The 25,273-nt window shown below is 62.0% G+C and carries 23 protein-coding genes; 16 read left to right on the top strand and 7 right to left on the bottom strand.

The features are described 5' to 3' along the window. Positions 1 to 31: 31 nt before the first annotated feature. A complete protein-coding gene (locus tag ACO07W_RS09020) occupies positions 32 to 1,093 on the bottom strand; it encodes an integrase (protein ID WP_421842514.1) in 1,062 nt (353 codons plus the stop codon). A gap of 2,090 nt (positions 1,094 to 3,183) precedes the next feature. Between ACO07W_RS09020 and ACO07W_RS09015 the strand changes: the two genes are divergently transcribed. Further along, positions 3,184 to 4,101, top strand: a complete 918-nt coding sequence (locus ACO07W_RS09015) for a diiron oxygenase (protein ID WP_421842512.1) — start codon at positions 3,184 to 3,186, stop codon at positions 4,099 to 4,101. Between the two features lies 1 nt (position 4,102). On the opposite strand, the gene ACO07W_RS09010 is transcribed toward ACO07W_RS09015, so the two are convergent. Further along, complete coding sequence (locus ACO07W_RS09010) at positions 4,103 to 4,285, bottom strand: hypothetical protein (protein WP_421842510.1); 183 nt, start codon at positions 4,283 to 4,285, stop codon at positions 4,103 to 4,105. On the opposite strand from ACO07W_RS09010, the gene ACO07W_RS09005 reads away from it, so the two are divergent. The 4 genes from ACO07W_RS09005 (at position 4,269) to ACO07W_RS08990 (ending at position 7,704) form a co-directional block, all read left to right on the top strand. Next, positions 4,269 to 4,613 carry a hypothetical protein gene (locus tag ACO07W_RS09005; RefSeq protein ID WP_421842508.1) on the top strand — a complete coding sequence of 115 codons (345 nt, stop codon included), beginning with the start codon at positions 4,269 to 4,271 and terminating at the stop codon, positions 4,611 to 4,613. The genes ACO07W_RS09010 and ACO07W_RS09005 overlap by 17 nt on opposite strands. A 15-nt stretch (positions 4,614 to 4,628) precedes the next feature. After that, on the top strand, positions 4,629 to 5,021 hold the full coding sequence (locus ACO07W_RS09000; protein ID WP_421842506.1) for a hypothetical protein: 393 nt from the start codon (positions 4,629 to 4,631) through the stop codon (positions 5,019 to 5,021). 140 nt (positions 5,022 to 5,161) lie between these two features. Next, positions 5,162 to 6,436, top strand: coding sequence for an IS256 family transposase (locus tag ACO07W_RS08995; RefSeq protein WP_421840071.1), 1,275 nt, complete (start codon positions 5,162 to 5,164; stop codon positions 6,434 to 6,436). Positions 6,437 to 6,559: 123 nt separating this feature from the next. Continuing rightward, positions 6,560 to 7,704 (top strand): IS3 family transposase gene (locus ACO07W_RS08990; protein ID WP_421840069.1). Its coding sequence is split into 2 segments (ribosomal slippage): positions 6,560 to 6,827 and positions 6,827 to 7,704, totalling 1,146 coding nucleotides; the frame shifts between segments, so codons are not numbered across the junction. Between the two features lie 360 nt (positions 7,705 to 8,064). Here the strand turns inward: ACO07W_RS08990 and ACO07W_RS08985 are convergent. Continuing rightward, positions 8,065 to 8,823 carry an MBL fold metallo-hydrolase gene (locus ACO07W_RS08985; protein WP_421842504.1) on the bottom strand — a complete coding sequence of 253 codons (759 nt, stop codon included), beginning with the start codon at positions 8,821 to 8,823 and terminating at the stop codon, positions 8,065 to 8,067. Positions 8,824 to 8,906: 83 nt separating this feature from the next. On the opposite strand from ACO07W_RS08985, the gene fgd reads away from it, so the two are divergent. Genes fgd through ACO07W_RS08970 form a run of 3 tightly spaced genes read left to right on the top strand, consistent with a single transcriptional unit; the run spans position 8,907 to position 13,261 of the window. Further along, positions 8,907 to 9,917, top strand: a complete 1,011-nt coding sequence (fgd, locus tag ACO07W_RS08980) for a glucose-6-phosphate dehydrogenase (coenzyme-F420) (RefSeq protein ID WP_421842502.1) — start codon at positions 8,907 to 8,909, stop codon at positions 9,915 to 9,917. A gap of 10 nt (positions 9,918 to 9,927) precedes the next feature. Beyond that, positions 9,928 to 12,060, top strand: a complete 2,133-nt coding sequence (gene pta, locus ACO07W_RS08975; protein WP_421842500.1) for a phosphate acetyltransferase — start codon at positions 9,928 to 9,930, stop codon at positions 12,058 to 12,060. Next, entirely contained in the window at positions 12,053 to 13,261 is a 1,209-nt protein-coding gene (locus ACO07W_RS08970; protein WP_421842498.1) for an acetate kinase, read from the top strand. Before pta ends, ACO07W_RS08970 begins: the two co-directional genes overlap by 8 nt. A gap of 104 nt (positions 13,262 to 13,365) precedes the next feature. Here ACO07W_RS08970 and ACO07W_RS08965 read toward each other — a convergent pair whose 3' ends face one another. The 3 genes from ACO07W_RS08965 to glnX are packed head-to-tail and all read right to left on the bottom strand — an operon-like array spanning position 13,366 to position 17,959. Then, the gene (locus ACO07W_RS08965; protein ID WP_421845893.1) at positions 13,366 to 15,654 is read right to left on the bottom strand and encodes a serine/threonine-protein kinase PknG; all 2,289 of its coding nucleotides are present in this window, start codon (positions 15,652 to 15,654) and stop codon (positions 13,366 to 13,368) included. Further along, complete coding sequence (locus ACO07W_RS08960; RefSeq protein WP_421842496.1) at positions 15,654 to 16,640, bottom strand: glutamate ABC transporter substrate-binding protein; 987 nt, start codon at positions 16,638 to 16,640, stop codon at positions 15,654 to 15,656. Before ACO07W_RS08960 ends, ACO07W_RS08965 begins: the two co-directional genes overlap by 1 nt. After that, on the bottom strand, positions 16,640 to 17,959 hold the full coding sequence (glnX, locus tag ACO07W_RS08955; RefSeq protein ID WP_421845892.1) for a protein kinase G-activating protein GlnX: 1,320 nt from the start codon (positions 17,957 to 17,959) through the stop codon (positions 16,640 to 16,642). Before glnX ends, ACO07W_RS08960 begins: the two co-directional genes overlap by 1 nt. Before the next feature lie 151 nt (positions 17,960 to 18,110). On the opposite strand from glnX, the gene ACO07W_RS08950 reads away from it, so the two are divergent. Then, a complete protein-coding gene (locus tag ACO07W_RS08950) occupies positions 18,111 to 18,743 on the top strand; it encodes an NUDIX hydrolase (RefSeq protein WP_421842494.1) in 633 nt (210 codons plus the stop codon). Here the strand turns inward: ACO07W_RS08950 and thiE are convergent. Then, on the bottom strand, positions 18,715 to 19,386 hold the full coding sequence (thiE, locus tag ACO07W_RS08945) for a thiamine phosphate synthase (RefSeq protein WP_421842492.1): 672 nt from the start codon (positions 19,384 to 19,386) through the stop codon (positions 18,715 to 18,717). The genes ACO07W_RS08950 and thiE overlap by 29 nt on opposite strands. Before the next feature lie 199 nt (positions 19,387 to 19,585). Between thiE and thiO the strand changes: the two genes are divergently transcribed. The 7 genes from thiO to ACO07W_RS08910 all read left to right on the top strand — a co-directional run bounded on the left by thiO (position 19,586) and on the right by ACO07W_RS08910 (position 25,203). Further along, on the top strand, positions 19,586 to 20,626 hold the full coding sequence (gene thiO, locus ACO07W_RS08940) for a glycine oxidase ThiO (protein WP_421842490.1): 1,041 nt from the start codon (positions 19,586 to 19,588) through the stop codon (positions 20,624 to 20,626). Next, complete coding sequence (thiS, locus tag ACO07W_RS08935; RefSeq protein WP_421842488.1) at positions 20,623 to 20,847, top strand: sulfur carrier protein ThiS; 225 nt, start codon at positions 20,623 to 20,625, stop codon at positions 20,845 to 20,847. Before thiO ends, thiS begins: the two co-directional genes overlap by 4 nt. Then, positions 20,840 to 21,601 carry a thiazole synthase gene (locus tag ACO07W_RS08930; protein ID WP_421842486.1) on the top strand — a complete coding sequence of 254 codons (762 nt, stop codon included), beginning with the start codon at positions 20,840 to 20,842 and terminating at the stop codon, positions 21,599 to 21,601. Before thiS ends, ACO07W_RS08930 begins: the two co-directional genes overlap by 8 nt. Positions 21,602 to 21,618: 17 nt before the next feature. Beyond that, the gene (locus ACO07W_RS08925) at positions 21,619 to 22,386 is read left to right on the top strand and encodes an SGNH/GDSL hydrolase family protein (protein WP_421842484.1); all 768 of its coding nucleotides are present in this window, start codon (positions 21,619 to 21,621) and stop codon (positions 22,384 to 22,386) included. Positions 22,387 to 22,691: 305 nt separating this feature from the next. Beyond that, positions 22,692 to 23,003, top strand: coding sequence for a CD225/dispanin family protein (locus ACO07W_RS08920; protein ID WP_421842482.1), 312 nt, complete (start codon positions 22,692 to 22,694; stop codon positions 23,001 to 23,003). A gap of 63 nt (positions 23,004 to 23,066) precedes the next feature. Continuing rightward, entirely contained in the window at positions 23,067 to 23,444 is a 378-nt protein-coding gene (locus ACO07W_RS08915; protein WP_421845891.1) for a DUF2752 domain-containing protein, read from the top strand. Between the two features lie 244 nt (positions 23,445 to 23,688). Beyond that, on the top strand, positions 23,689 to 25,203 hold the full coding sequence (locus tag ACO07W_RS08910) for a M28 family metallopeptidase (RefSeq protein ID WP_421842480.1): 1,515 nt from the start codon (positions 23,689 to 23,691) through the stop codon (positions 25,201 to 25,203). Positions 25,204 to 25,273: the final 70 nt, after the last annotated feature.

Genomic DNA, 25,273 nt, shown 5'->3' with positions numbered 1-25,273 from the left:
GTCGCTGGGGGTTTGGTGCCCCGTCCACGAGCTAGGTTGCAGAAGTTCGAACCGATGAAACGTCAGTGTCCGCTACATTGCATCCGTGCCGCACGCCGCGGTGCCGACAAAATTTGTGGTGGGCTCGGCCGGCCTCGACGCGGATACCGCTGTGGACGTCAGGAAGGGCTTCGGGCATCGAGTCGAGGCAGAGGTGGTCGGTCTTGTCCTTGGCAAGTGCAAGGAGCCGCAGTTGCAGATCAACGATCTGTCGGCGTATCGCTGCGGGATTGAGATTGTTGCGGTAAGTGATCAGCTCTACCGCTTGAGCAGGTGAAATAACCTTGGCTGCCAGCAGCCGCTCCATCGGCGTTTGAGGTTTGTCGTACAGCCGACGGCGGCGTCCGTCACGCGTGGCGGTATAGCCGATTGGCTTTTGGGTAGGAGTCAGATAGTTCAGCCGATCGTTGACGAGCTTCCACAGCCGGTTGAGCACTTGCCGTTCGACCTCAGTGTCATAGCGGTAGTAGAAGGCGTACTTGCGGACCAAATGGTTGTTCTTCGACTCGATTGTGATCTGGGCGTTCTCCTTGTAAGGCCGCAATTCGGTGAAGTAGAGCCCATGATCCCCGGTCCAGCCGATAGTCGCCTTTTCTTCGAGGAATCCACTGTCGTTGTCGAAGTCCATGCCCGTTATTTCGTAGGGTATTTCAGTCACCGCGGCGCGCAGGCCCGCAAGGGTGTGGACGTGGGCATTGTTGCGGATTGTGTGCGCGAACACCCAGCCGGTATGTAGGTCGGTCAGATTCAGTGTGTGTGCGAACTCGCCTTTGAGCGTCGGCCCGCAGTGCGGAAAGGTCTCGCCCTCGAAGAAGCCGGGTTCGTACGCCGCCTCGTCAGTGGAATTACGAACAGCGATTGAATTACGCAGCAGCGGAGGCGGTTTCGGCGCTAGCATCCCACCGAGTCGGTCCTTCGCCTTGACTTGTCCCAGATATCGGTCAATTGTTGCTGCCGACATTGACAGTAACTCCTCGCGCACCTGCGAGCTGTAATGGTCGTGCCCAAAAGCCAGCTCACCGTGTCGTTCGAGTCCATCGAGCTGGGTGCGCATTGAGGCCGCCAAGTACTTGCCGCATAGCCCCCCGAGACCGCTTGTACCTTCTGCAGCACTTCTAGCGCGTCGTGGGAATACTTCCTTGTCCGGTGCTCGCGTGCAGGCTTATCGGCCTGGCCCTCACATCCCGGGGGCCGCCGAGCAGCGGCCCCGAGCCGGCGCCGGGCATTGTCACGTGACCATCCAGTGATTGTGACGACTTGATCGAGGATCCGGCCCTTGTCCTTCTTGGACGCCTGCGCGTACGCCTGAGCGAAGTTCGCGGCGATTTCGACTCGAGACGACATCGACAACCCACTCTCCATCCATGGCGAGACTCGCTATTTTTGAGGCCTATTCGTGCTAAAGCGCTCAGCGTGTTTCGCAGGTACTTTCAAGCGAGGCCCGTCATGGCTTTTGACTAGGCCAAGTGACAACTTGTGTTTGCAAAGCATATACTGTACTCGAATGTTCGAGTGTGTGCTGAGGGTGGCGATTTGGCCTCTTCGGCCGACTGTTTCGTCGGTGGCCGCTGTGTGCGGCCGCGGAGTGTGCTCTGTGTGCGGGCGTTTGCGAGCTGCATGCACCTCAAGCGGCAGTCTCTAGCGCGAGCTTTAGCTCGTTCGGAATGCGTTGGTGGCCAAGGACAAATCCCACACCTGTGACGACAACCGCGATCTGACTTGATGCCTAAGACCGTCGTGCGACTCATCACCATCAGCCTTTCGGAGATGGCTACGACAGCCCCGCTGTCGCCACCTGGGTTCGTGTCATCGGCTTTAGATACGCAGTTGCCGAACGACACATACGCCATGCGGGCCTCCCTGTGCTTTGTCGGTGCGATCGCCGGTATCTGGGTAGGGGCTCAACCGGACGACATTGATTTTCGGATCTCGATCTCAACTAACGCCCGTCATCGGCGATGTTCCGACCGCCTGTGGCCATCCGCAGCCAAGGTCTGGCCGGGGCAACTGTCATAGTGGAGTATCAACGGCTAGCTCTGTGTTCGATTGCTCATCCGCGATCCGGACGGACCCGACCGGCATTTCACCGCCGGCGCGCTATTCCGCGGCGGCGTGGTGGATCAATCCCAACCTGAGCGGCGTCACGCAAATCATCGGAATATTTCGGTGCAGTGCTTACCATCATCGGAGGTAAATGTGTCCGCTTTGCTCTTACGGCTGTAAACCATTCGCGTCATCGGCTCGGCCCTGCCTTTCCAGACGCGGACAGTGAGAAAGTGGTGCGCGCCACTCAAGATTGCTTGTGGTGCAACGCTAGCCGCCTACTAGAAGTGGTATCGGGCGTCCTATCGTTAGGAAGCCAGTAGGAGTCACTAGGTGGTTGAGGATGTGTCTCAAGGCCGTTGTGAAGGCAGCCGAGATACACCACCAAGACCGCGTAGCCAGCGCCGGCGCCGCGACACACTATCGTTCGATGAAGCTAGAACATTGGTTTGCTGCATACTCAGCAGATTCTGGACTGCGCCCGGTCGTGTGAAACCGTCTGGTTGCGCGGCTGTGTGCGGCAAGGCGCAATAGTCAGTCTGAACCGGTTCTAGGTGGGCGGGATATCTTCCCGCTGCAGTTGCGGCGTGTAGGGCTAGTCCAGTCTTGAGCATGTTGCGCATCAGCCGTTCACCCGCCAGCGGGTAATGACCGCTGTGTCAGTGGGGTAATTCCGCTTGACGTCGACAACTCACTGTCCATGCACGGCGACTGTAGCCATTTCGCGGGCCGATTTTTTGAGGCACCGAGAACGTTTCGCGGGCAATTTAAGTGAGGCATGTTGTCGAGTTGATGGCCAGTTGACTCCGCCGTAGCTTGTTGCGTCACAAGGTAAGCGCAGCCGTGGGCACAGGTGCTCGGCTGCCCGAATGATCAGCGCGGTCAAGGTCAGCGAAAGTCTCGGTGGAATCGACTGGGCGGAATTTCGCAGAAGGGGATTAGCGTGGTGGTGCAGTCATGCGGCGATTCATTTGCCCATGTTCTCGGTGAGCGAAAGTGCGGCGTCCGCGATTTGGCGGCGAAGGACTGGCTGTTTTCGAGTGCGGCGGATCTGCAGGCCGTCAGGTACCGCTGCTGCCTCGGAGCCATCCGGGATTTCAGATGACAGGCAGCTCCACAGATTTCGCTCATCGACGGTTGCGCGACGGCCTCATTGCCATGGGTGGGGTCTCGGCTCGACTTAGCCGGCTCTCGCGGAACTCCTACCGTAATCCGTACACGGCGGTAGGGTGGCCCGAAGCTGTTTATCCGGAGCGGGATTGGTTCAGCACACCGGAGTACCTGAGTCTCTACGGCACGTCGGTTTGGGATGATTTGGCCGAACCTACTCGTCGACTACTCGCTTTTCACGAGGCGGCGAATTTTTACAGCGTCAACATCCACAGTGAAAAGTCGCTCATGCAGGGATTGGCGGCCCGCCTTTACCGCCAGGACCTTATGGATGTAGCTGGCTACTTGCACCACTTCCTCGATGAGGAGAACAAGCACAGTATCTACTTTGGTGAGTTCTGTACTCGTTACGCACAAGTGTACCGGACTCGGCGACTCGCCGAAGATCGCGATTGTCAACCGCGTGACGTCGAGGATTTTCTCTTCTTCGCCAAGGCGATGATATTCGAAGAGATCGTTGGCCAGTACAAGTGGGTCCAGTCCCGGGATGCACGACTGCATCCCATTGCTCGGTTCATTAACCACAACCATGACGGGGATAAGTCGCGGCACCTTGTTTTCGGGCGTTGCCTGGTGAACGTGCTTTGGGAGGCGTGTGCTCCCTACTGGGGTGACGCCAGGATTTCTGACGTACGCGACCAGCTGGCGCTATTCTTCATCGCCAGCTGGCGTGACTACTACAACCCCGATGTCTTCGCCAATGTCGGGTTCGACGATCCGTGGCAGCTGGCTGAAGACGCGTGGGGAAACGCCCAACAGCGACGCCACCGGCGTGCCTTGTCCACAAATTGCCTCAACTTCCTGCTATCCAACGAGATCCTTATAGAAGAGCCAGCTGATGCTTTCTGAATCAGAGATCCGGAAGGCGCTGCGTTCCTGGATTCTTACCAAGGTGGAAGTGCTTGGTTCTGCGGAACTCGCCGATCAGACGCCTTTGTTCGATAATCACCTTCTTCGCTCGGCTCATCTTCCAGAGTTGCTGCTCCTGCTCGAACGGCTGCAAGGTTCGCCGATCGATGTCGAAAATCTTCATCCGGGCGATTTCCGGGACATCGAGACGATTATTCGCCGGTTCGGAAAGCCGGATTCGGCTGCGCAAAACGCAGACGGTGCCGACAGCTCTTAGCGGGGATGGCCCCGCAGGTGACCTCGAGAAATCTGCGATTGACCCGCCGACTCTGGAAAAACAAATGAAAGGAAAATCAGATGACGCTCACGATTGGTGCGACCATAACCGCGGCGCTTGGCGTGCCGAATGTAAAAAACATCTGGGGGAATACTCCACTTCCACAACCATCTCGGCCGCCGGGGAGGCGAACGTGGAAGCGCCCTGGTGGTCGGGCAAGAAAATTTCTGAGTAGAACGCCTACAAGACAATGCCAACATTCGATTCACCTGAGACCGCGTATGATTTGTTCGCCAGGTTTTTCAAAATCCTGCTTGCTGACGATGCCCTTTCTTCTAAGTATCGCGAGTCAAATCTTTCGCTGCATCTCATGTGTACCAGACCGGACCTTGAGATGTCCGTCTCGCCGGAAACCGGCGTAGTCGCCGGACCGCCTGCGCAGCTGTCGGCGATCCGCATCAAGATGTCCTGCGACACTGCGCACGCGCTGTGGTTGGGAAAAATTCCTATATCGATTGCCATTGCCGCCGGGAAGGTGCGGGTAAGGGGAAGCATTGCCGAGGTTCTCGAATTCGTACCGATTCTGCACCCGGCTTTTGATCTTTACCCACAACTAGCTGCTGAGCGCGGCATCATCGTTTGATCTGCAAGTTGGACGGTCGCGTCTCATCGCTGGTGTAAATGGTCACGGGCGTAGGTTCCGTCGCAACCGACGAAAGCTATGAAGGAGGGGCTACGCCCGTGACCAAGCGAGTATCGCCGATTGAGCGTGTGCGTGTTGAGATGGATCAGTTGTTCGCCGCGACCGAGCGGCCGTTGACCGAGATTTTGGAGGAGGTCGGGCGGTTATCGGTGCGTCTGGTGTTTCAGGTCGCCGTGGAGGCCGAGGTAGAAGCAGTGTTGGGCCGAGCCCGTCACCAGCGTCGGGTTCAGGACGGCCCGGGCGGGTACCGCAATGGGTATCAACCGCCGGCGACGGTGAAGACCACGATGGGCTCGGTCGAATTATGCCGCCCGAAACTACGCGACACCGACGAGCGGTTCTGTTCGCGGCTATTCGGTGCCGGGGTGACGCGCACCCACGCTCTGGAGGCGTTGGTGATTTCGGGATGGGTGCGCGGTTTGTCGGATCGCGACATCGAGGCCGCGTTGGCCGAGGTGCTGGGCTCGCAGGCGGCGTTGTCGCGCTCGACGGTGAGCCGGATTTGTGCGGCCATCAAAGACGAGTTCGCTGCGTGGTCGTCTCGACGCCTTGATGAGCTGGTGTTGGACTACCTGTTCTTGGATGCCTCGAACTTTCGGATGCATCCCAACGCCCCGGCCGAGCCGGTGCTGGCCGCCTGGGGCATCTGCACCGACGGCAAGCCCCTGTTTATTGGGCTGGCCCCAGCCGCAGCGGAGTCGGCTGATGCGTGGGCCGACTTCTTGGCTGACCTGAGGAACCGGGGACTACGCCCGCCGCTACTGGGCATCTCCGACGGGGCGCCGGGCCTGATCGCCGCATGGGAGACCACGTTTCCGGCAAGCCTGCGTCAGCGGTGTCTGATCCATCGCTGCCGTAACGTCATCGCCAAGACACCTGTCGCGGTCCAGGACGAGATCAAAGCCGCGTTCTGGTCGATCTTCGATGACATTGACCAGCCACCCGGCCAGCAGGCCGTGGATGAAGCCACCCGCCGCGCCGAGGAGTTCACCACCACATACCGCGGGCTCTACCCAGCCGCGGTCGCTTGCCTGGCCAACGACTTCGCCTCGCTGAGCGTGCATTTGCGCTTCCCCCGCCAACACTGGACACGCATCCGCCATTCCAACCTCATCGAACGCACCTTCGGAGAATCCCGTCGCCGGGTCAAGGTCATCGGCCGCCTACCCGGCGAAACCAGCTGTCTGTCGCTGGTATGGGCCGTCCTCGACCGCGCCAGCCGCGGCTGGCGCGGAGTCACCCAAACATCAGCGACCAGCCGCCACCTCCAAGAACTACGCCACCAACTGCTCGAGCCACCCCGCCCACTGCATCCCCCCACCACAACAACCACGACCGACACCACCGCCGCGTAACATGACCACCAGGAACATGCGCCCAGCGTTTTTACACCAGTCCTAATGGCGTGTTCCCCGTGAATGAGTCCAGCTTGTTTTAGAGTCTCGTGGCCCTAAACGTGGGCTGGAAGGGACAAGGAAATGGCTGGTCGTAAGAGGTATGCCGCCGAAGACATTGTGCGCAAGCTGCGCCGAGCTGATGAGCTGGCCGCCGGCGGCAGCTCCGGTGAGCAGATCGCTGCCGAGCTGGGGGTATCGGCGGCCACCCTGTACAACTGGCGCCGAGCCTACGGGGGAATGGATCTCGATGCGGCCCGCGAGCTCAAGGAACTGCGCGAGCAAAACGGGCGGCTCAAACGGCTGTTGGCCGAGGCCGAGCTCGTCAAAGACGCCCTACGTGAGGTGGCCAAGGGAAAATTTTGAGCCCAGCCGCCAAACGCCGCGCCGTGGACATGCTCACAGAAGTCAAGGGCATCTCAGAACGGTTGGCGTGCCAAGCGGTTGGGCTGGCCCGCTCAACCTACCGACGTGTCCGTATCGACCAGACCCCGGCGGACCCGGATGCCGATCTGCGGGCCTGGCTGCGTTCCTACGCCCGCAAACACCCCTGTCACGGGTTTCGCCGTGCGTGGTCGGCGTTGCGCTACGACGAGCATCACCAGGTCAACAAGAAGAAGATCCACCGGCTGTGGCGCCAAGAGGGACTGCAAGTCGCCGTCCGCTCCCCACGCAAACGTGGTGGTGTGCCCTCAGTGCCGCCGATCATCGCCGATGCCCCCAAGGTGGTGTGGGCGCTGGATTTTCAGTTTGACTCCACTATCGACGGCAGGTCGGTCAAGATCGCCTCGATGCTCGATGAGCACACTCGCGAGTCGCTGCTGGACATGACCGCACGCTCCATCACCGCCGAGGCGCTGGTCGACGAGCTCGAGCGAGTGTTCACCACTGCCGGGGGTCCGCCCACGGTGCTGCGCATGGACAACGGGCCGGAGCTGATTTCTCAAGCGTTGCAGCAGTTTTGCGACGGAAAAGTCGGGCTGACCTATATCCCCCCAGGTCAGCCCTGGAAAAACCCCTACATTGAATCCTTTAACAGCCGCTTACGAAAGGAGTGTCTGAACCGCAACTACTGGACTGACCTGCTCGAAGCCAAGGTGGTGATCAGCGATTTCAAACACGAGCACAACCACCGCCACCGCCACTCATCGCTGGGTTATCGCACTCCGGCCGAATACGCTGCCCAATGCAGCCACACCCATCACCCCATAGCCTGCGACATCAACTAAAATCCAGATCAACAACAACCTGGCTCTAATTCCAGGTGGACCCGATATCGGGGACCAGCCACTAAGACGCCACCAGTTGGACTGCGTCAACCGCCTATTGCGATGAACCTCAAACAAACTTAAACATACGTTCATTGCTCACTCTATAATCCAAATTGCTGGTGTCGACGATTTGACTCCAGGCCTGTATGAGTTGGTCGCGACGGTTAGCGAGTTCGTTGTTCGGGGAAACTACGGGCAGATCCACTCTCGCTGGCATGCAGCGACAGCGGGGTCGCTGGCCAAGATTCTTTTGGTTAGCTGGTCTTGCCGAGTTGGACCGGGCCCTCTGTTTGCGGATGTAGTTGGCGGCTCAGATGCTTATTGAGCTAGCGCTGCCGCCGCATCAGTCGCTTCGCGAATCGGGCCGCGCCACAGGTCGCCGTGGCCAGGCGCAAGGATCTCAGTTTCGAGCAGGGCCAGCGCGGACAGGCTCCGCAGACAGTCCTGCTGGCTATGGCTGAAAATCTCGGGCAACAGCTGCGGCCCGCGGTGGCGCAGTAGCGGATGACCGGTGATCAGCGCGTCGCCACTGGCGAGCACACCGTCGACGAGATACGAACAATGACCACTGGTATGCCCCGGAGTGAACACAGCCATCGGATGGCCGGGTAGCTCCGCTCCTGTCATGTTGGTTAGCGCCTGGGCGGTCGGGATTCCATCGCGGATCAAGCCGCCCTTGCGGATCAGGTGAACGCCCCAGATCGCCCACCGCGGTCGCCAGATGCGCAACGCGACGTCGAAAACCGCCACCTGCTCGAGGTACTCGCGCTTGGCATGCCCCACCTCGTCGGCATGGCAATACACCGGAGTGCCGTACTCGCTGGCGAACCAGATCGCAGAGCCGAGATGGTCGACGTGCGCGTGCGTGAGCAGGATGGCACGCACGTCACCGGGCTGGTAGCCCAGCTTGCGCAGTGAGGCCAGCACCTCCTGACGATCGCCGGGATAGCCTGCGTCGATCATGAGGACGCCGGAATCGTCGGCCACCAGCACCCAGTTGACCGCATGGCCACGAGCGAGATACACGATGTCGGTGACCTGGACAAGCTCGGTCGATGTCTTGAACTGGTGCGCCATGCTCGCGAGTCTAGGAGCGACCACAAGCGCGGCGAACCTGGGCGCGGCGGGTCACGTTTATCGGACAGGAGTAGAAAGAACTGGTGGCTGAACTGAAACTCGGATATAAAGCGTCCGCCGAACAATTCGCACCGCGCGAGCTCGTCGAACTGGCCGTTGCCGCCGAAACTCACGGCATGGACAGCGCCACCGTCAGCGATCACTTCCAGCCGTGGCGTCATCAGGGTGGGCATGCACCGTTCTCGCTGGCGTGGATGACCGCTGTGGGCGAACGCACCAACCGGCTACTACTGGGCACTTCGGTGCTCACCCCAACCTTTCGCTACAACCCGGCGGTGATTGCGCAGGCATTCGCCACCATGGGCTGCCTGTACCCGAACCGCGTCTTTCTCGGAGTGGGCACCGGTGAGGCGCTGAATGAGATCGCCACTGGTTATCAGGGCGTCTGGCCGGAGTTCAAGGAACGGTTCGCGCGGCTGCGTGAATCGGTGCGGTTGATGCGCGAGCTGTGGAGCGGCGACCGCGTCGACTTCGACGGTGAGTACTACCAGCTCAAAGGTGCCTCGATCTATGACGTGCGGGAGGGGGGCGTGCCGGTGTATATAGCCGCCGGCGGTCCGGTGGTGGCCAGATATGCGGGCCGAGCTGGCGATGGCTTCATCTGCACGTCGGGCAAGGGCGAAGACTTGTACACCCAGAAGCTGATGCCCGCAGTTCGAGAAGGAGCGGCGGCCGCCGGGCGCAACGTCGATGACGTCGACAAGATGATCGAGATCAAGATCTCCTACGACCCCGATCCCGAGCTAGCCTTGTCGAACACCCGGTTCTGGGCGCCGCTGTCGTTGACAGCCGAGCAGAAGCACAGCATCGACGACCCGATTGAGATGGAGAAGGCTGCCGACGCGCTGCCGATCGACCAGATTGCCAAGCGCTGGATTGTGGCGTCGGACCCCGACGAAGCCGTCGAAAAAGTCGGGGAGTACGTGGCTTGGGGTCTCAACCACCTGGTATTCCACGCACCTGGGCATGACCAGCGCCGGTTCCTGAGCCTATTCGAGAGGGATTTGGCGCCCAGGTTGCGGCGGTTGGGCTGAAAGCCGGGCTGTGCCCACTCCAGAGGCCTCCGCGATCTACATCGCTGCTCCCGAAGCGGAGACCGGCAAGTCTACAATCGCTCTGGGGATCTTGCACCGACTGACCGCCACAGTCGCCAAAGTTGGTGTGTTCCGACCGATTACTCGCACGTCTGGTGTCGATTCGCCGCGGCTGGATTCATCGGGATGCACCGAGAACCGGGACTACATCCTGGAGCTGCTGCTCGAGTACGCCACTGCGGGCCTGCCCTATGAACAGTGTGTCGGCGTGACATACCAGCAACTGCACGCCGACGGCGAAGCCGCGATCGCCAAGATCGTCAGTTCCTACTATGCGTTGGCCGAATCATGTGACGCGGTGGTGATTGTCGGCAGCGATTACACCGACGTCGCCAGCCCGGTTGAACTTTCGGTCAATGCCCAAATTGCGGCTAACCTCGGGGCGTCGGTGCTTCTGACGGTACGGGCCAAGAACCGAAGTCCCGAGCAGGTCGCGAACGTCGTCTCTGTCGGCTTGGCTGAGTTGCGTGCCCATCGTGCTCATACCGCGGCGGTAGTCGCTAATCGATGCGAGCCAGCAGAGGTGGAAGTTCTTCGCGCACAGCTCGCCCAGATTTTTCCAACGCCCGCGCCGCCCAGTTATGTGTTGCCCGAGGCCCCACTGCTCTTGGCGCCGACCGTGGCCGAGCTGGAGCAAGCTGTCAACGGGACTTCTATCAGCGGTGACGCGTCGCTGTGGAGCCGTGAGGTGCTAGGCGTGCTGGCCGCCGGCATGACTGCCGATCATGTGCTGGAACGGCTGCGCGACGGTATGGCAGTGATCACCCCTGGTGACCGTTCGGACGTGGTGCTCGCCGTTTCCAGCGCTCATGCCGCCGAGGGGTTTCCCTCGCTTTCGTGCATCATCCTCAATGGTGGGTTTGAGCTGCACCCGTCGATCGCTGCGCTGGTTTCCGGACTGCGGCTGCGGCTGCCGATCATCACCACAGCGTTGGGTACATACGATGCCGCTAGCGCGGCGGCCGCGGCTCGCGGCCGGGTGACTGCAAACTCGCGACGTAAGATCGACACTGCTCTGGATCTGATGGACCGCCACGTCGACATCGAAGACCTGCTGGCGCAGTTAACAATTCCGATCCCAACGATTACCACGCCCCCTATGTTCACCTACGGGCTGCAGCAGCAAGCACGTTCTGATCGCAGACATATCGTACTGCCTGAAGGGGAAGACGACCGCATCGTGCAAGCGGCCGGCCGCTTGCTTCAGCGCGGCATCGCAGACTTGACGATCTTAGGTAGTGAGGCCCAAATCCGTTTGCGCGCAGCAGAACTCGGGGTAGGCGTCGATGCTGCTGCAGTGATTGACCCGCGTACCAGCGAATTGCGGTACCAATTCGCCGATCAGTACGCCCAGCTGCGTGGGGCCAGGGGAGTCACCGTCGAGCAAGCCCGCGAGATCATGTATGACGTATCGTATTTCGGCACCATGCTGGTGTACAACGACATGGTCGACGGCATGGTTTCTGGCGCTGCTCACACCACGGCTCACACCGTTCGTCCAGCATTCGAGATTATCAAGACCGAGCCGGGCGTCTCGACGGTGTCTAGCGTCTTCTTGATGTGCCTGTCGGATCGGGTGCTGGCGTATGGTGACTGCGCTATCGTTCCTGACCCGACTCCCGAACAGCTCGCCGATATTGCGATCAGTTCAGCGCGCACTGCCGCGCAGTTCGGCATTGAGCCGAGGGTCGCAATGCTGTCGTACGCAACCGGCGATTCCGGCAGCGGGATCGGTGTAGACAAAGTAAGGGCAGCAACGGAGTTGGTGCGGAATAAAGATCCCCGGCTATTGGTCGCCGGACCCATCCAGTACGACGCGGCAGTCGAGCCATCGGTCGCGGCTGCCAAAATGGGTGATTCGGCGGTGGCGGGCAACGCCACGGTGCTGATCTTCCCTGACCTCAACACCGGAAACAACACCTACAAGGCTGTGCAGCGCACGGCTGGGGCAATTGCGATTGGCCCAGTGCTGCAAGGCTTGCGAAAACCGGTCAATGACCTGTCCCGGGGCGCACTGGTCGAGGACATCGTCAATACCGTCGCTATCACCGCGATCCAGGCGCAAGGTGTCCGTGATGGATGACAAAAGCGTTGTGCTGGTGATTAACTCCGGCTCTTCGTCGCTGAAGTTCCAGCTTGTCGAACCGGCGTCCGGCACGGCACGCGCGGTCGGAATCGTCGAGAAAATCTCTGAGCGGTCGTCGTCGGCCCACCTGGATGCCGGGGAAACCCATTTAGAACGTGCCAGCCCGGTCGCCGATCATGACGCAGCCCTGCGTCTAGCGATCGAGCTGTTGGCGGATTCCGGCATCGTGCTGAAGTCGGCTGGTCTGGCGGCAGTGGGGCACAGAGTAGTACACGGTGGCAACAAGTTTCATCGGCCAACTCTCTTGGATGACGCGGTCGTCGACCAGCTCAGAGACCTCTCGCCGCTGGCTCCGCTGCATAATCCTGCTGCGGTGCGCGGAATCGAGGTTGCCCGCAAGCTACTGCCCGATATTCCGCACGTCGCAGTCTTCGACACCGCCTTTTTTCACGACCTACCGCACGAAGCGGCGACTTATGCGATCGACCACGAGTTGGCCACGCATTGGGGCATTCGACGTTACGGATTTCACGGTACGTCGCACCAGTACGTCAGCAGTCAGGCCGCGGCCTTCCTAGGCAGGCCACTTGATGATCTGAATCAGATTGTGCTGCATCTGGGCAACGGGGCATCGGCGTCGGCGATTGCCCGTGGCCGTCCGGTCGACACCTCGATGGGCCTTACCCCGTTGGAAGGCTTGGTGATGGGCACCCGCTCTGGTGATGTTGACCCTGGCGTCTTCAGTTACTTGGGCCGCACCGCGAAGATGAGCGTAGCCGAGATCGAGTCGATGCTTAACCACCGGTCGGGAGTCTTGGGGTTGGCCGGTGAGCGAGATTTTCGGCGCTTGCGTTTAATGATCGAATCCGGTGATCGAGCAGCACAATTGGCCTACGACGTGTTCATTCACCGGCTGCGCAAATACATCGGTGCCTACCTGGCAGTGCTGGGACATACCGATGTGGTGAGCTTCACCGCGGGCATCGGTGAGCACGATGCGGCGACGCGTCGTGACGCTTTGGCCGGGATGAGTGAACTCGGAATCGACCTCGACGAGCATCGCAACCTAGGCGTGGACCTCGGCGCTGGGCGGATTGCGGGCATTTCCACGGACAACTCACCGATTGCCGTGCTCGTGGTTGCTACCAACGAAGAGCTGGCTATTGCCCGCGATTGCATCGACGTGCTCCGCGAGTAGCTCTGATGACCGGCAGAGCTCTGCCATGGGTACCCAGCAAAGCGTTTTCCGCAGTTGCTCAATCCCCGACATTCATGCGATGAATGGGTACGGCGCAAGAATCCCTAGAACGTGCTGGTAGGTCGCACCTGATTAGCCATGTCTACCAGCGTGTACCGGTGGCGTTGGGTGGGAGCGAGCCGCGCCAGGGTACGTAGCGACGCCTCGACGCCCAGCCGCAGCCCGTGATCGGTGAACGGAAAACCGAGGATGTGGTTGGTGCTCGCCTGGTTGTTTTGCAACCAGTCCATCGCACAGCCGAGTACCAGAGCGCGGATCTGCAGCACGCGCGGTTCGGTCGGCGGCAGCGCTTCCACCCGTCGGGCGGCGTCGCGGATCTGCTGCTCAGTGATTTCACTCCTCGACCGACCGGACAGCAGGGTTACCGCACTGGTCAACCGCGCGGTAGTGAAATGCCGGGAGGTGGCGGGCACCTCGTCGAGAGTGCGCACCGCGCCAACTCGATCGCCCGCGGCCGACTGAGATCTTGCCAGTCCGAAGGCCGCTGAGATGACGCCGTCGTCGGTGCGCCACACCGACTGGTAGAAGTGGTGCTGGTCGGCCTTTCCGGCCAGCTCGGCCGTGGCGGCTAGCGCCATTTTGGGGGCCAGTTCGCCGGGGAAAGTATCTAGTACCTCAGTGAAATGCTTGATCGCGGCGTCGTAGTCACCGGTAAGTAGCTCTGCGACAGCGCGATACCAGATCAGTCGCCACAGCCAACCCACCCGCTCGGCCAGGTAGTCGAGTTTACGGTTGGCCTTGGCCACGTCGCCTAGGTCAAGTAGGGCCCGAACTTCCATCAGCGGAAGTTCGATCGACTCGGACACGTCAATGTCCTTTTCGCCCACCGAGCCATGGCGGAAGGCGCGTAGCGAATCCAGTGTCTGCACGGGTTGTGAGAGCACTGTGGCCTGTAATACCGGGGCAGCGACATCGGCTGGGTCAACCAGGGGCACCTGCAACGCTGTCACGATCTCGGTCGCGGTGAGCTTCTCCGAATGCACCTGGCCATCCAGATACACGTCGGTATGTGCGACCAGCAGCTCTACCCCGAACGTGGAGCGGGTTCGACTGAAGATCGTCGACAACCCAGGTCGCGGCACCCCAGTGTCTTGGCAGACCACCTCGCGCAGAACGCCCATCAGCTGCGCGGACATCTCTTCGGTGCTGGTGAACCGGCGCCGTGGGTCGGGATCCGTTGCGCGACGCAACAATCGGTGGAACGAATCGTATGTAGTCAGCACCGGGTCGTGATCGGGCAGGCCGTCCAAGTAGCGTCCGCCGCGAGTGGGCATCTTCAACGTGAGTGCCGCGAGCGTGCGTCCCACGGTGTAGATGTCGGTGGCGATTGTTGGCCCGGTCCGCACGATTTCTGGTGCTTGAAAGCCGGGAGTCCCATAGAGGTAGCCGAACGAATTGATTCGCGAGACGGCGCCTAGGTCGATTAGCTTGAGTAGCTCTTCGGTGAGCATGATGTTCTCCGGCTTCAGATCGTTGTAGACCAAGCCCAAAGAATGCAGATAGCCCAGGGCGGGCAGGAGTTCAAGCATGTAGGCGATCGCTTCGGCGACCGGGAGCCGTTTGCCTCCGCTCGGTTTAAGCGACTGCCCGCCGATGTACTCCATGACGATGTATTCGATCGGGTTCCCGTGTGTATCCCTGTGCTCGACAAAGTTGAAGATCTGCACAATCGACGGGTGCACCACCTCGGCGAGAAACTGTCGCTCGGCCATCGCGATAGCCTGCGCCTCCGCGTCGCCGGAGTGCACCAGGCCTTTGAGCACGACCGGGCGGTCATTGACGTTGCGGTCGAGCGCTAGATAGACCCAGCCCAAGCCGCCGTGTGCGATGCAACCTTTGACCTCGTATTGGCCGGCGACAATGTCTCCGGGGCTCAGCTGCGGCAGGAACGAATATTTGCTGCCGCAATACGGACACCAGCCCTCCGATGCCCCGGCGCCCTCCGCGTTCGACCGCCCGACTGGTCTTTCGCAGTTCCAGCAGAACCGCTTGGACTCGGGCACCACAGGGTTGATCATCAGGGCTTTGAGTGGATCGATGTCTGGTACTCGCGGGATCTCGACCAGGCCCCCGCCGAGTTGCCTGACCGGCGGCAGTACCCGCGTCGCGACGGCCAACCGTTCCTGCGGCTCGGCGTCCAATGCGGCGACCGCGATGTGCGGCGAGTGGTCGTCATCGTCGAAATCAGGGCGGAACAACGCTTGAGTACCCACGGGCCGGGTCCCTGGCGACGAATCTGGTTGTGACTCTTCCGGCTGGGTGCCAGGTGCTTCGTCTTCCTGCTCCGGGACCGATACTTCGGGCTCTGATGACTTTTGCGCGGGTTTGGCCATCAGTCCACGTACCTCGGCGTGGGCGGGGCTGGTGCCGGGCCGAGGACCGACAACCACTTGCGATACAGCGTGTTCCACGTGCCGTCATTGCGGATCCGTTGGAGCGTGCCGTTGACGAATCGGACCAGCCCGGTGTTGCCTAGTTTGATCCCGATGCCGTAGGGCTGGTCGGCCATGTTTGGACCGACGATGTGGAGGTAGGGATCCTCTTCGACCAGCCCGGCAAGAATCGTGTCGTCGGTGCTGATGGCGTCGATCTGCCGCTGCTGCATTGCTACGAGGCAGTCGGCCCAGTTCACCACCGAGACGATAACCGGCGGCGGGGCAATCTCGCGGATGCGGCGCAGTGAGGTCGTCCCCCTAGCTACGCAGACCCGTTTGCCGGACAGGTCGGAAACTTTCGCGATCGCCGAGTCGCTCGGGGTCAGTATGCGCTGGTTGGCGTCGAGATAGACGGTGGAGAAATTCACCAGCTTGCGCCGTTCGCAGGTGATGGTCATGGTCTTGACCACGACGTCGACCCGCGACCGTTGCAGCGCGGTCACGCGCTCCGCCGCCGACAAGATTCGGTACTCGACGTGCGCCGGAGTGCCAAAGATGTCGCGTGCTATCTCACCAGCGATATCGACGTCGAAGCCGGTGATCTCACCGGTGATCGGGTCGCGAAAGCTGAACAGGTTGCTGCCGATGTCGAGCCCGACGATCAGCCGGCCGCGGGCGCGGATGTCTTCCACTGCGGCATCTGCCTCGGCTTCGGTGGGGAACGGGCGCAGACTGGCAGTGGGGTCGCAGTCCTGGCTCGACCGGTTGGGCGGCAGCGGGGGCTCGGACGGCATTTCTTGCATGCCGACCGGTGTGGGTTGAGGCAGGGTGGGTGTGGTCAACGCCTTGGGCGGTTCTTTATGGCTGCACCCGGCGAGTGCGATCGTCACCACAAGTGCCCCGAGTAGCGTCGACGCCCATCGGCAACGGGGCAAGCGCGCCATCATCGGTATTCCTTGAGCCGGGGCCACAGGGCAAGGGCGACAGCAACGGCGGCTCCAAGGCTGAGCACAACGCCGCCCAGTTGTGCGCCGGCCAGTCCCCGGTATGCGTCGAGCACGTCGCTACGCAGGTAACTGCGGCTTTGCGACATAGCTTTGGTCAGCGCCTCGTCGAGTTCGTCGAACGCCGGAGTCGAGTTGTCCTCACCCTTGCCCAACGCAACTTGGGTGGCGGCCCGATAGTTGCCGACTGAGATGTAGGAGTTGATCCGGTCATTGGCCTGACGCCAGCGGACCAGCAGCTGGTCGGCTCCTTGCAGGTCGACTTTGTCAACGGCGTTGGAGCGAGACATATAGTCGTCTAGCTGGTTCTGCATCGTATCGATGCGCTGGTGGAAAGACTCCTTGCGGAACTCTTCATCGCCGCGCCGAATCAGTGACAGTGTCTCGTCGGCTCGCGCTTGCTGGGCGGTGATCGCCAAGTTGGTGACGGCCTTGAGCGACTCAGCTGCCGTGTCTTTGGCGCTACGGCTGGCAGTGGTGGAGATGGTCAGCGCAGTTCCGACCCACACCACCATGACGAGGATACCCAGCGCGCCGACGACAAGGCCGGGGTTGATCCGTCTTCTGGTGTGTCGGGCCAGCCAGCGGTGCGCGAACGCGCCGAACAGCACGGTGGTAGTCACGACGAGGATCACTGGGGCTGGGATCTTGGTGGAAGCGGTGGTCTCTGTGTCCACCCGTGTTGACGTGGCTTCATACAGTTGTTGCGCGTTGGGCAGGATCGTCGACTGCATCAGTCCCGACGCTTCTGAAAGATACGAGGAGCCGACCGGGTTGCCCGCCCGGTTATTGGTCCGCGCGATCTCGACCAACCCGGTGTAGACGGCCAATTCGGCGTTGATTTGGGCCAGTAACTCCACCATTGCTTCGTCGGTTAGTCCACCTGAAGCCCTGGTCGCGGCTACCGCGGCGTCGGTGATTGCCTGCTCGTAGCGGACGCGGACAGCCCGTGGTTCGGCCTGGCCGATGAACGCGGTGGCGGCTGCGGCATCGGCGACCGAGAGCGTGGTGTAGAGCCGTCCGGCTGCATAGGAGAGGGGCTCGGTGTGCTCGAGCACGGTGGTCAGCACGCGCTGCCGGTGGTTGATCGTCGTCGAGGTGGCGAACGCGCTGGCGACGCCGAGAGCCGCCAAGACGATGCCGATGGTCAGGATTCGGCCGGGTGTTGTTGACACGAACCACCGGCGGGGATGCACCGGTTCGGTGGGCGACTGTGACCCTAGGGGCTCAGTCGATGGGTGCGCCAGCTCAACCGTCACGTCTGCTCGGACCTCAACTTTCGGCCGTCCCACGAACCTCTATAAGCAAATTCTAAGAGAATATTCCGACACATGGAGGGAGGCAGACCAAATTGCTCGCATCCTACTTTCTATCTCAGCTGTTCTTCATCGGTCTGCATATCCTGAACGCGTGCGGGGCGACGGCGACGGATGGGTGATATCCGACAGCGGCATTCACTATTGGGGTCGGTATGGTGCGGCCGGGCTGCTGCTTCGGGCACCCCGGCCGGACGGCTCCCCTGCGGTGCTGCTGCAGCATCGGGCGCCGTGGAGCCATCAGGGCGGCACCTGGGGTTTGCCGGGGGGTGCTCGAGACAGCCATGAGACGCCGGAGGAGACTGCGGTGCGCGAAGCGCAGGAAGAGGCCGGTCTGCATGCCGAACGACTCGCAGTGCGGGCGACGGTGGTCACGGCAGAGGTGCGCGAGGGCAGCGATACGAAGTGGGCCTATACCACGGTCGTCGCTGATGCCAGCGAGTTGCTGGACACCGTGCCCAACAGGGAGAGTGCGGAATTGCGTTGGGTCGCAGAGCGCGAAGTGCCCGAACTGCCGCTGCATCCCGGATTCGCCGACAGCTGGCAAAGGCTCCGGACGTCCCCGGCAACGGTACCGCTCGGGCAGAGCGATGAACGGCGACGATGCCTGCCGCGGACCATCGAGATAGAGGCCGGTGTTTTTCTCTGGTGCATGCCGGGCGACGCGGATCAGGTTCCGTCGCCGCTGAGCCGCCGGATCAGCTCGCTGCTGCAAGCGCCGACTTGAGCTGCTGAGCCGCGGCTTGTGGATCCGCAGCTGTGGTAATGGCGCGAACTACGACGATCCGGCGGGCGCCGGCGGCGAGGACGTCGGGTAGGCGTTGCGCGTCGATACCGCCGATCGCGAACCACGGTTTGTCACCGCCGAGTTCGGCCGCGGCCCGCACGAGCTGTAGGCCGGGCGCGGCGCGGCGCGGCTTGGTAGGAGTGGGCCAACACGGTCCGACGCAGAAATAGTCGCAGCTTGCGATCCCGGAGTGGGTCGTTGCCGCGGCAACCTGCTCGGGGCTGTGCGTGGACCGGCCGATGAGGGGACCCGGCCCAATAATCCCGCGGGCAACCGGCACTGGCAGGTCGCGTTGCCCTAGGTGAAGCGCATCCGCACCGGCTGCACGCGCAATATCGGCACGGTCGTTGACTGCGAACAGAGCTCCATGGCGGCGAGCGGCGTCGGCGAGGACCTCGCACGCAGCCAGTTCGTCGGAGGCCTCTAGCGGCCCGAACCGCTGCTCACCGGCTGAACCTTTGTCCCGAAGCTGGATGATGTCCACGCCGCCCGATAGGGCAGCATCGGCGAACTGGGCGAGATCACCAAGCTCTCGACGCGCGTCGGTGCACAGATAGAGCTTCGCTGTGGCGAGACGAGCCATCGTTCGGGTACCAGGTTGATGCACATCGTGACGTTAGCGCGCTAGCTTAGATGCTAGAAGAAACGAGACACGGGAGTCCCGGGTGACCGTAGTCGGCGGGACTGAGAGTGGGCACCGCCAGCTTGCAGGCCAGCTTGCAACGTGGATTTGCCCTGACCGTCACACCTGATCCGGATCATGCCGGCGAAGGGAGCATCGGATGGCGTCGGTTCGGCCGCGGCCGCCAGACGCGTCGTCGGCGTCGCTGGCAGTCATCGGCGGCGGAATTATCGGGCTCGCAGTGGCCCGACGCGCGGCCTTGGACGGATGGTCAGTACGGGTGCACCGCAGCGGCGAGTGTGGCGCGTCCTGGGTGGCCGGTGGCATGCTCGCCCCGCATAGCGAAGGCTGGCCGGGCGAGGAACGGTTGTTGCGGCTGGGTATGGAGTCTCTTCGGCTGTGGCGTGAGGGCGGCTTTCTGGACGGGCTGCCGGCGCATGTGGTTACCGCACGTGAATCGCTGGTCGTCGGGGTCGACCAGGCCGATATCGCCGACCTGCGGATGGTCGCCGACTGGTTGTCCGCACAGGGCCACCCGGTGATCTGGGAATCGGCTGCGCGCAACGTCGAGCCCCTGCTGGCCGGGGGGATCCGACACGGCTTCCGAGCGCCGACCGAGCTGGCTGTGGATAACCGCGCCGTGCTCGACGCGTTGTGTCGGGACTGCGAGCGGCTCGGAGTCCGGTGGTCGGCGCCGGTCGCCGATCTTTCTGATGCTGAGGGCGACACCACGGTGATCGCCAACGGTATTGACGCTCCCGCGTTGTGGGCCGGCCTGCCAGTGCGCCCGGTGAAGGGTGAAGTGCTACGCCTAGTCTGGCGAAAAGGCTGCATGCCGTTGCTGGAGCGAGTAATCCGCGCCCGTGTGCACGGGCGTCAGGTGTACGTGGTGCCGCGGGCGGACGGGGTTGTCGTCGGTGCCACTCAGTATGAACGGGGCCGGGACACCGCTCCGGTCGTCTCGGGAGTGCGTGACCTGCTTGATGACGCGTGTGCGGTCGTTCCGGCACTAGGGGAGTATGAGCTGGCTGAATGTGCCGCCGGACTGCGTCCAATGACGCCCGATAACCTGCCAATCGTGCAACGTTTGGACGAGCGGACGCTGGTCGCCACCGGTCATGGCCGGTCGGGGTTTCTCCTAGCGCCGTGGACCGCCGAGCAGGTCGCGTCCGAACTTGTTCGGGTGGGAGCCCGCTCATGATTGTGGTCGTCAACGAGCGCCGGGTCGAAGTCGACGATCAGACTACTGTCGCAGGTCTGTTGGAGTCGCTGGGTTTTCCGACCCGGGGTGTGGCGGTGGCGCTGCACAGGTCGGTACTCCCGCGATCTGACTGGACTACAAGACTTGCTGAGCTTCCTGCGGTCGGGGGGCAAGCGGATCTTGTCCGACTCGAAGTGGTGACGGCGGTACAGGGTGGTTGATCAGAAGCTGACGATCGCGGACCGCAGCTTTGGTTCGCGGCTCATCATGGGCACCGGGGGAGCGACCAACCTGGCGGTGCTGGAACAGGCATTGGTCGCATCAGGCACCGAGCTGACCACTGTCGCGATACGTCGGGTTGATGCCGAGAGCGGAACGGGACTGCTGGATCTGCTTAACCGGCTGGGTATTACTCCGCTGCCCAACACGGCGGGCTGCCACAGTGCGGCTGAAGCCGTCCTGACAGCGCAGCTGGCCCGCGAGGCGTTGAGTACCAACTGGGTCAAGCTTGAGGTTATCGCCGATGACCGCACCCTGCTGCCCGATGCAGTCGAATTAGTCCTGGCAGCAGAGCAATTGGTGGACGACGGATTCGTAGTCCTGCCATACACGAACGACGACCCGGCCCTGGCGAGTCGCTTGGAAGACACTGGCTGCGCTGCAGTGATGCCGCTGGGCTCGCCTATTGGCACCGGCCTTGGCATCGGCAACCCGCACAATATCGAGATGATTGTCGCCGGTGCCGGCGTTCCGGTGGTGCTCGACGCGGGAATCGGCACCGCCAGTGACGCAGCGCTCGCGATGGAGCTGGGTTGCGACGCCGTCCTACTGGCCACTGCGGTGACCCGGGCTGCTGATCCGCCGGCGATGGCCGGGGCGATGGCTGCGGCGGTCACGGCTGGCTATCTGGCGCGCCGCGCCGGCCGGATCCCCAAACGCTTCTGGGCGCAGGCATCCAGCCCGCTCGACGACTAGTAGCAAGATCATCAATGATGAAACGCTATGTTGCACTGGGCAGTTCGATGGCCGCCGGTCCGGGCATCCGGCCTCGTGCGGCAGGCGCGCCGTGGGCGTCGGGCCGATCAGCCCGCAACTACCCGCATCTTGTGGCCGAACGCCTAGACCTCAACCTCGTCGACGTAACGTATTCCGGCGCGACCACCACCCATGTGCTCAGCGACAACCAGCGCGGCGCACCGCCTCAGATCGCCGCGCTGAGCGGCTCGGAAGCCCTGGTCACGGTCACTATCGGTGGCAATGACGTCGGTTACATTCCGCTGCTTATGGCTGCGGCGCTGCCACGCGGGGTACGGCGGCTGCCGCTGGTCGGTCAGCGTGTCAATGAATTGCTGGACCGCCAAGCGCGTGACCGGGCGCTGGCGGAGCTGTTCGGTTCGCTATGCACGATCGGTGCCACGTTGCGGCGGCGTGCTCCCCGGGCCAGGGTGCTCTTCGTTGATTACCTGACGCTATTGCCGCCGGCCGGTACTGCAGCTCCGCCGCTTTCGCAGACCGATGCAGACCTAGGCCGCCATGTGGCAACAGCCCTAGAACAACTCACCGCCGATGCGGCGGCAGCAACAGGGTGCGAGCTCGTGGGTGCCGCCGCCGCCAGTCGACAGCACCACGGCTGGTCGGACGATCCGTGGACGACCAAGTCGACACGAAGCGTTGTGTCACTACCTGGTCAGCCGGCTCCGCTGCATCCCAACGGCGCCGGGATGTGCGCGGTCGCGAGGTTGGTATTGGACCAGTTGTAGCCACTGTGCTTGTCGACGGCTGGTTGCGGTTGTGCCGATCGAGTGGCAGCGTTTGGCAATTCGCGAGTGCATTACTGTCGTTTGTTCGTAGAATTGCTACTTCTTGCTGCTAGTTGCCATAGAGACATTTACCAACCGGCAATATATTGCGCTGACAAGCGGTGGTATCTGGGGTCGGTTCGCGTTGCTGTACGTAGATATCGATCCCGGAAAACGGTATTTGTCGTTTTCTGGTGCCGCTAAAACGCCGCTCCGGTAGGGTAGGCACCGTTTCATGCCAGCTAGCTTCTTCGACTGGAGAATTCATGACGCAACCACCGCCGCCGCCTGGCTACCCGCCGCACCAGCCGCCCGCGGGGCAAGTCCCGGATAACTATCTGGTCTGGTCTATTTTGGTGACGTTGTTTTGTTGCCTCCCCCTCGGGATCGTCGCAATCATCAAGTCTTCTCAGGTAAACGGATTGTGGGCGCAAGGGCGTTACGCAGAGGCGCAAGCGTCTGCTGAAAGCGCCAAGAAGTTTGTGACTTGGTCGGCTGGCATCGGCGTTGGCCTATTGGTCATCTACGGCATTTTGACAGTGCTGGGTGCGCTGAATGCCAACGCCGCGATGCTGTGAGCGTGGGTTGAGTCGATGGTGGTCTGGCAGCGCGTGGTGCCGCTGAGTTTGGGTGCGCCCTTGATGGTGGCGGCATCGGCGACATTGATGTGCGCCGCGATATGGGTGGGTGATCCGACAACACCGAATGGCCCGCTGCCGGTATGCCCGACCAAGGCTCTGTTGGGAATTGATTGCCCCGGGTGCGGCAGTTTGCGAATGCTGTACAGCCTTTTGCACGGCGACCTTTTGCAGGCTGCCAGGTTCAACGCTCTGGGCCTGTTGGCCGTGGTGCTGCTGCTCGTAGCTTACGTGTCCTGGACGTATGGGCGCTTGACGGGGCGACAGATCGCAAGCTGGCAGCACAAGCGCTGGGCGGCGGTCGCAACCTTGTCCTTGGTGATCGCTTGGTTTGTGGTGCGCAACCTACCGCTAGCGCCATTCAGCGCATTGCATGTCTGATCGCCGATCGGCGTGCTGAATGCCGCCACTATGGGATTCACCCGACACCGGCATGGATCGAGGTCTATCGGGAACGCTAGTCGCGGGGTGAATCCGGTGCCGCCGTGCTGGTCCGCGGCGGCGGGCTTCTCGGTTCCCGGCTCGGCAGGCGACCGTGGCCGGGTAGTCGAGATCAACCTCCTGGGGAGGGTGCTTGCTCTGGTCGAACGTTGCTGCCGGCGAGCTGCGGTCTAATCTGGGCGCAATGGTGAACAAATCAAAGACGGTTGCGGTGGTGCTGGCCGTGGCAACGGTCGTCGCAGTGCTGGCTGTGGGCTGCGTTCGTTGGTCGACTCAGACGCTACCGGGCACCGGCAATCTCTCCGCCGCCGAGATGGCCTCCGCGTTGCGCAATCGGGTGAGCATTGACGCGATGACGGAGCATCTGAAGAAACTCCAAGACATTGCCAACGCCAACAACGGCACTAGAGCCGTGGGCACCCCAGGCTATGACGCCTCAGTCGACTATGTAGTCAAAACGTTGCGTGACAATGGCTTTGATGTGCAAACCCCTGAGTTTTCCGCCCGCGTGTTTCACTCGGAGAAAGGTTCGGTGACCCTAGGCGGTGAGAGGGTCGATGCCTATGCGCTGGAGTACAGTGTCGGCACGCCGCCAGACGGCCTGACCGGGCCGCTGGTAGTGGCTCCGTCCGACGACAGCCCTGGTTGCACCGCCTCTGACTACGACAATCTGCCGGTGCAAGGTGCGGTGGCGTTGGCGGATCGTGGCACGTGTCCGTTCGCCGAGAAAGAAGACGCCGCGGCCGAGCGCGGCGCGGTGGCCCTGATCATCGTCGACAATGTTGACGAGCAACGCATGGGCGGCACACTGGGTGCAGACGCCGAGGTGAAAATCCCGGTGGTGAGCGTGACCAAGTCCGTCGGGCTGCAGCTACGCGAGCTTCGGGGACCAAACCCGCAGCCCGCTACGGTCAAGCTCAAGGCGAGCACACAGAGTGTCACAGCTCGCAACATCATTGCGCAGACCAAGACCGGCTCGCCCTCCGATGTTGTGATGGCGGGTGCGCATTTAGATAGCGTCCCCGCCGGACCAGGCATCAATGATGACGGCTCGGGTGTAGCGGCAGTTCTAGAGACCGCAGTGCAGCTGGGGAGTTCACCGCGCGTCCACAACGCGGTACGGTTCGGTTTTTGGGGCGCGGAGGAACTCGGCCTGATCGGGTCGCGGAACTACGTCGAGTCGCTGAACCTCGAAGGACTGAAGAACATCGCTTTGTACCTCAACTTTGACATGCTGGCATCCCCAAATCCTGGCTACTTCGTCTATGACGGTGACCAGTCGTTACCGCTGGAAGCGCGCGGCCGGCCGATCGTTCCGGAAGGCTCAGCCGGCATCGAACGCACGCTGGTCGCCTACCTGCAGTTGGCCGACAAGACGGGGCAGGACACTGCGTTCGACGGTCGGTCTGACTACGAGGCGTTCACCTTGGCGGGCATACCGTCGGGAGGCCTGACCTCAGGCGCGGAGGTCAAGAAGTCCGAGGAGCAAGCCAAGTTGTGGGGCGGCACCGCGGACGAGCCTTTCGATCCCAACTACCACAAGAAGACCGACACCCTCGAGCACATCGACCGCACCGCGCTGGGTATCAACGGCGGCGGGGTTGCCTACACCGTGGGGCTGTATGCGCAGGCTCTCGGTGGCCGAAATGGGGTTCCGGTCATGGGGGACCGCACTCGCCACGTGCTCACGAAGCCGTGATTATCAGTGCGGACGCGTCCGCGCGGCCTGATGCCGTTGCTGGCCGATCCACGACATCAACCAGGACGTG

This window comes from Mycobacterium sp. (genome assembly GCF_965230835.1).
Classification (GTDB): Bacteria; Actinomycetota; Actinomycetes; order Mycobacteriales; family Mycobacteriaceae; genus Mycobacterium.
This window is presented reverse-complemented; position numbering and strand designations above follow the sequence as displayed.

Bases quoted from the DNA above. Each gene is read 5' to 3' on its own strand.
- ACO07W_RS09020 (WP_421842514.1), bottom strand. From the start codon at position 1,093: ATGCGCACCCAGCTCGATGGACTCGAACGACACGGTGAGCTGGCTTTT.
- ACO07W_RS09015 (WP_421842512.1), top strand. From the start codon at position 3,184: ATGACAGGCAGCTCCACAGATTTCGCTCATCGACGGTTGCGCGACGGC.
- ACO07W_RS09005 (WP_421842508.1), top strand. From the start codon at position 4,269: ATGTCGAAAATCTTCATCCGGGCGATTTCCGGGACATCGAGACGATTA.
- ACO07W_RS09010 (WP_421842510.1), bottom strand. From the start codon at position 4,285: ATGAAGATTTTCGACATCGATCGGCGAACCTTGCAGCCGTTCGAGCAG.
- ACO07W_RS09000 (WP_421842506.1), top strand. From the start codon at position 4,629: ATGCCAACATTCGATTCACCTGAGACCGCGTATGATTTGTTCGCCAGG.
- ACO07W_RS08995 (WP_421840071.1), top strand. From the start codon at position 5,162: ATGGATCAGTTGTTCGCCGCGACCGAGCGGCCGTTGACCGAGATTTTG.
- ACO07W_RS08985 (WP_421842504.1), bottom strand. From the start codon at position 8,823: ATGGCGCACCAGTTCAAGACATCGACCGAGCTTGTCCAGGTCACCGAC.
- ACO07W_RS08970 (WP_421842498.1), top strand. From the start codon at position 12,053: ATGGATGACAAAAGCGTTGTGCTGGTGATTAACTCCGGCTCTTCGTCG.
- ACO07W_RS08965 (WP_421845893.1), bottom strand. From the start codon at position 15,654: ATGGCCAAACCCGCGCAAAAGTCATCAGAGCCCGAAGTATCGGTCCCG.
- ACO07W_RS08960 (WP_421842496.1), bottom strand. From the start codon at position 16,640: ATGGCGCGCTTGCCCCGTTGCCGATGGGCGTCGACGCTACTCGGGGCA.
- thiE (WP_421842492.1), bottom strand. From the start codon at position 19,386: ATGGCTCGTCTCGCCACAGCGAAGCTCTATCTGTGCACCGACGCGCGT.
- thiO (WP_421842490.1), top strand. From the start codon at position 19,586: ATGGCGTCGGTTCGGCCGCGGCCGCCAGACGCGTCGTCGGCGTCGCTG.
- thiS (WP_421842488.1), top strand. From the start codon at position 20,623: ATGATTGTGGTCGTCAACGAGCGCCGGGTCGAAGTCGACGATCAGACT.
- ACO07W_RS08925 (WP_421842484.1), top strand. From the start codon at position 21,619: ATGAAACGCTATGTTGCACTGGGCAGTTCGATGGCCGCCGGTCCGGGC.
- ACO07W_RS08920 (WP_421842482.1), top strand. From the start codon at position 22,692: ATGACGCAACCACCGCCGCCGCCTGGCTACCCGCCGCACCAGCCGCCC.
- ACO07W_RS08915 (WP_421845891.1), top strand. From the start codon at position 23,067: ATGGTGGCGGCATCGGCGACATTGATGTGCGCCGCGATATGGGTGGGT.
- ACO07W_RS08910 (WP_421842480.1), top strand. From the start codon at position 23,689: ATGGTGAACAAATCAAAGACGGTTGCGGTGGTGCTGGCCGTGGCAACG.